This is a genomic window from Vibrio sp. TRT 17S01 (assembly GCF_050113695.1).
In the GTDB taxonomy this organism is placed as follows: domain Bacteria; phylum Pseudomonadota; class Gammaproteobacteria; order Enterobacterales; family Vibrionaceae; genus Vibrio.
Genome location: NZ_JBNJOG010000041.1, coordinates 1 through 3,746, shown reverse-complemented (window position 1 = coordinate 3,746; position 3,746 = coordinate 1). Strand labels below are relative to the sequence as shown.

The window sequence follows — 3,746 nt, the reverse complement described above, 5'->3', positions numbered from 1 at the left end:
GCTTGGTTACAAGACACCAACGGAGTATATTTATGAGCAGCTACTCTAAGTGTCGCACTTCAAACTTGATACTAAGTGATAATTTCACTACCACGCTCCAGCACCCAACAACGCTCGTTTTTGGTGTAGCCAATTTGTCCATAATAGTCATTGGCTGCTGGTGCGGCGATTAAAAACAGTTTACATGTAGGCTTAATTTGAGCTTGAACTTGTAACTGCTTGCCTATTCCCAACCTTTGGTACGCTTCATCAACCGCTAGGTCGGACAGATAACAACAATAATGGAAATCCGTAATAGAGCGAGAAATACCAACCAGTTTAGAGCCATCCCAAGCGGTGATTATGAGATTACTATTGTCCAACATGCCGTTGATACATTCGATATTTTCTATTGGTCTACGCTCTCCCAGCGTCGAACGCTTAAGCAAATCAATAAACTCGTTAGCTGAGATCTGCTGGTTAACTTTGTATTCGATATTCAATGTGACCTCCTTATCACATAACGCCCAATTAAGGGGTGAACAACGCCTCCACCCACACCTAAAGCATTGTGCCATAAACACTAAAACTGAAGTAGAAGCAAAAGTGCCAAACGTTGTGAATCCCTCTTAAATTGCTTGTTATGTTTAAAGCCAAACGAGTCCACTATACGGCTTAGCTCTTAGGGATTCTAACCTGCTTTTAAGGGAGCCTGAATGTATCTCTAGTTTATGACCATCAGGGTCTAAGATATAAAGTGACTGTCCTTCACTCTTATTCTGTTTCCAAACTTCCACACCCAATGAAACTACACGCTTCGCAAACGCTTCAAATTCTTTTGGTTCGATATCAAAAGCTACGTGGGTATAGTCGGTTTTGGGGCAAGGTTCATCGTGAGAAAGGCAAAACCAGAGTTCACCTACTGATAAGTAAGCCCCATTGTCCCACTTAGCGTGAGCATTGAACCCCAACGTCTCCTGATAAAACTTAAGAGAGCGCTCTAAGTCACTAACTGCAATGGTTATATGATTGAGCCCTAAAATCACCGTTTTCTCCCGTAAACATAACGCCGCATTAAGGTGCGAACAACGCTAAACACCTAACCTAAACCACTCCACCTTAAACACTAAAGCCAAGTTTAAACTGAAATCGGCAAGCGTTGTGAGTCACTCTTAAATGCTTTGTTATAATTTTTATTCTCGGCTTGAAATACTGCCAACTGGTACTTGTTTAGATAAGCCCGCTCTCTCATGAAATTCACTTGAATCAATGAGCTCCATGTCTAAGCATTGCTCTCCCTCCGTAAATGAAGGAGATAATAGAAAGTATATCTCATCTGGAGATTCTTCTGTAATTCGATATAGACGAGTTTTCCACGATGAACTCCACCCTCCGTAACATGAAGCGCCAACATCTCCAGATTTAGATGGCAAACTAAATTCAATATAATCACCTGTAAGCAACCCACCGATGACCTTCCGATTGTATACAGGCCAATAGTGGATCGCTGAAGCCATAACATTTTTATTTCGAATTATGCCGACCTTTATATCCCCTTCTGATAACTGAAGAGGCTCTGTTATTTTCAATTGAGGTATATCTTTAGAAACTGGCGCACTTGAGCAACCAGTAATTAACAGGATTCCAAATATGGACAAAATAGAACGTTTCAAAGTGTGTTTCCTAATTAAAAATTATAACGCCGCGTTAAGTGGTGAACAACGCCAACCACCAAACCTAAACCATTGTACCTTAAACACTTAAGCTAACTTGAACTGAAATCGCCAAGCGTTGTGAATCCGCCTTAAACGCCTTGTTATGCGATTTTTCAAAGATTGCTATTAAGCCTTTGATTAAGCTCCCATAAGGCTATTCTGTTTGAGTCATATTTCAAAAGTTCACTAGCCTCTTGAAAACCACACCAACGAAATTTTGTATGCTCATTTGATAGCCGAGGCTCAGTAGACACCCGAACTGAAAAAGAATATTCAGGTACTACAAACTGATGATCATTCCAATTTTCATGACCAGCATAGTACACTTTTGGAAGCATACACATTGAGTCCAATTGCTGCCATTCACTGCCAATTAAACCAGTTTCTTCTTTAAGTTCACGCTTTGCAGCCTCGATAATGGATTCACTATCTTCACCGCCGCCTGAAACTGCTTGCCATACACCATTATCACTTCGTTTTCCGATTAAGTACCGAGGTTGTTCATTGAGTATTTGATACGGAAATACTAATACTTGAAATGGTGCTCTCATTGACTTTCCCTCTAATCGCATAACGCCCTGTTAAGGTGTGAGCAACGCAATACCTAAGCCACCGCATAACACCTTAAACACTAAACGCAACGCATAGTAAAAATGCCATGCGTTGCGAATCACTCTTAAACAGATTGTTATGTGTTTTTTCCTTTGGTGATAGCAGCCTTTAAGCCAAACCCTGCGCCGACAGCAAAACTAGATGTTAAGATAGTTTTCACTAGATCAGTTTGCCCTAAAATCATCGCAGTAAAAACTAACCCGACAACACATAATACTGTTGCGGCGACTATGAATACTGCTCGCTTATGCATTGTATCTTCAAGTTCCAATTCCCTTTTGTGTTTCAAACTTTCTATTTCGAGCTCTTTTTGTTGAGTTTCTTCCTTATGCTCCAGGTGTTTGCAAAACGCTTCTACACCCTTTCCAGCAAGGTCTTCTACAGTTGAGGCAATACGTTCTATATTATCCATGCGGCTGTTGATCCGCTCTATTTCGTTGTTTACTTCAACTAATTCTTGCTTATCCGACACTTTTAACTCCTTTTACACATAACGCCCAATTAAGGTGTGAAGCACGTGACCACGACACTCAATTTAACCACCGTAATCACCGAACTTAACCCAAACTAAAAATGCCAAGCGTGCTGAATCACTCTTAAATGCTTTGTTAGTTGCCCATCTTAAAGCCTAGTGCTAACATTTGTACACACGCCAACAAAGGAATATATCATGGACACTAGAATTCAATTTCGTGTTGATGAAGAAACAAAACGCCTAGCTCAACAAATGGCTGAGAGCCAAGGTCGAACTCTAAGTGATGCTTGCCGTGAACTTACTGAGCAACTCGCTGAACAACAAAGAAAAACATTATCTCACGATGCATGGCTAACTGAACAAGTAAACCTAGCATTTGAGAAGTTTGACTCAGGAAAATCTGTTTTCGTTGAGCACCAAACTGCTAAGTCTCGAATGGAAGAGCGCAAAGCCAGAATCCGTAATCGAGGTAAGCAATGATTTTATGGGAAGAAGAGTCACTTAATGATCGTGAAAAGATCTTCGAGTTTCTCTATGACTTCAACCCTGATGCGGCAGAAAAAACTGATAACCTCATTGAAGCAAAAGTAGAAAACTTGCTTGAACAACCTTTAATGGGTGTACAACGAGATGGCATCCGCGGACGATTGCTCATTATTCCTGAGATTTCGATGATTGTCTCTTATTGGGTCGAGGGCGATATCATCAGAGTTATGCGTGTACTCCACCAGAAACAAAAATTCCCTACGGATTGATTGCTTCCTCTGGGGAACTAACGCCGCGTTAAGTGGTGAACAACGCTAACCACCACACCTAAACCACTGTACCTTAAACACTAAATTCAACTTGAGCTGAGATCGCAAAGCGTTGTGAGTCCGCCTTAAACGCCTTGTATGGATAATTTCCCTATCCAATTCACCAGTTTCGGGTAATGTGAGACCCAGGCTTTAGCTGCAACTAAAGCT

Annotated in this window: 7 protein-coding genes; 2 read left to right on the top strand and 5 right to left on the bottom strand. The window is 41.1% G+C overall.

The features are described from left to right. Positions 1-71: 71 nt before the first annotated feature. The 5 genes from ACQEXS_RS22250 to ACQEXS_RS22230 all read right to left on the bottom strand — a co-directional run bounded on the left by ACQEXS_RS22250 (position 72) and on the right by ACQEXS_RS22230 (position 2,778). On the bottom strand, positions 72-482 hold the full coding sequence (locus ACQEXS_RS22250; protein WP_427015249.1) for a GNAT family N-acetyltransferase: 411 nt from the start codon (positions 480-482) through the stop codon (positions 72-74). Between the two features lie 144 nt (positions 483-626). Further along, on the bottom strand, positions 627-1,025 hold the full coding sequence (gene fos, locus ACQEXS_RS22245; protein WP_427015248.1) for a FosG/FosC2-related fosfomycin resistance glutathione transferase: 399 nt from the start codon (positions 1,023-1,025) through the stop codon (positions 627-629). Positions 1,026-1,172: 147 nt separating this feature from the next. Further along, positions 1,173-1,652, bottom strand: a complete 480-nt coding sequence (locus ACQEXS_RS22240; protein ID WP_427015247.1) for a hypothetical protein — start codon at positions 1,650-1,652, stop codon at positions 1,173-1,175. 155 nt (positions 1,653-1,807) lie between these two features. After that, positions 1,808-2,245, bottom strand: a complete 438-nt coding sequence (locus ACQEXS_RS22235) for an NUDIX hydrolase (RefSeq protein ID WP_140284253.1) — start codon at positions 2,243-2,245, stop codon at positions 1,808-1,810. Between the two features lie 137 nt (positions 2,246-2,382). Then, on the bottom strand, positions 2,383-2,778 hold the full coding sequence (locus ACQEXS_RS22230; RefSeq protein WP_427015246.1) for a hypothetical protein: 396 nt from the start codon (positions 2,776-2,778) through the stop codon (positions 2,383-2,385). A 198-nt stretch (positions 2,779-2,976) separates the two neighbouring features. Here ACQEXS_RS22230 and ACQEXS_RS22225 point away from each other — a divergent pair, with 198 nt between their 5' ends. Together ACQEXS_RS22225 and ACQEXS_RS22220 are read left to right on the top strand one after the other, a co-directional pair. Next, positions 2,977-3,261 carry a type II toxin-antitoxin system RelB/DinJ family antitoxin gene (locus tag ACQEXS_RS22225; RefSeq protein WP_005398409.1) on the top strand — a complete coding sequence of 95 codons (285 nt, stop codon included), beginning with the start codon at positions 2,977-2,979 and terminating at the stop codon, positions 3,259-3,261. Next, entirely contained in the window at positions 3,258-3,536 is a 279-nt protein-coding gene (locus ACQEXS_RS22220; protein ID WP_005398411.1) for a type II toxin-antitoxin system mRNA interferase toxin, RelE/StbE family, read from the top strand. The genes ACQEXS_RS22225 and ACQEXS_RS22220 overlap by 4 nt, the downstream gene beginning before the upstream one ends. Positions 3,537-3,746 lie beyond the last annotated feature (210 nt).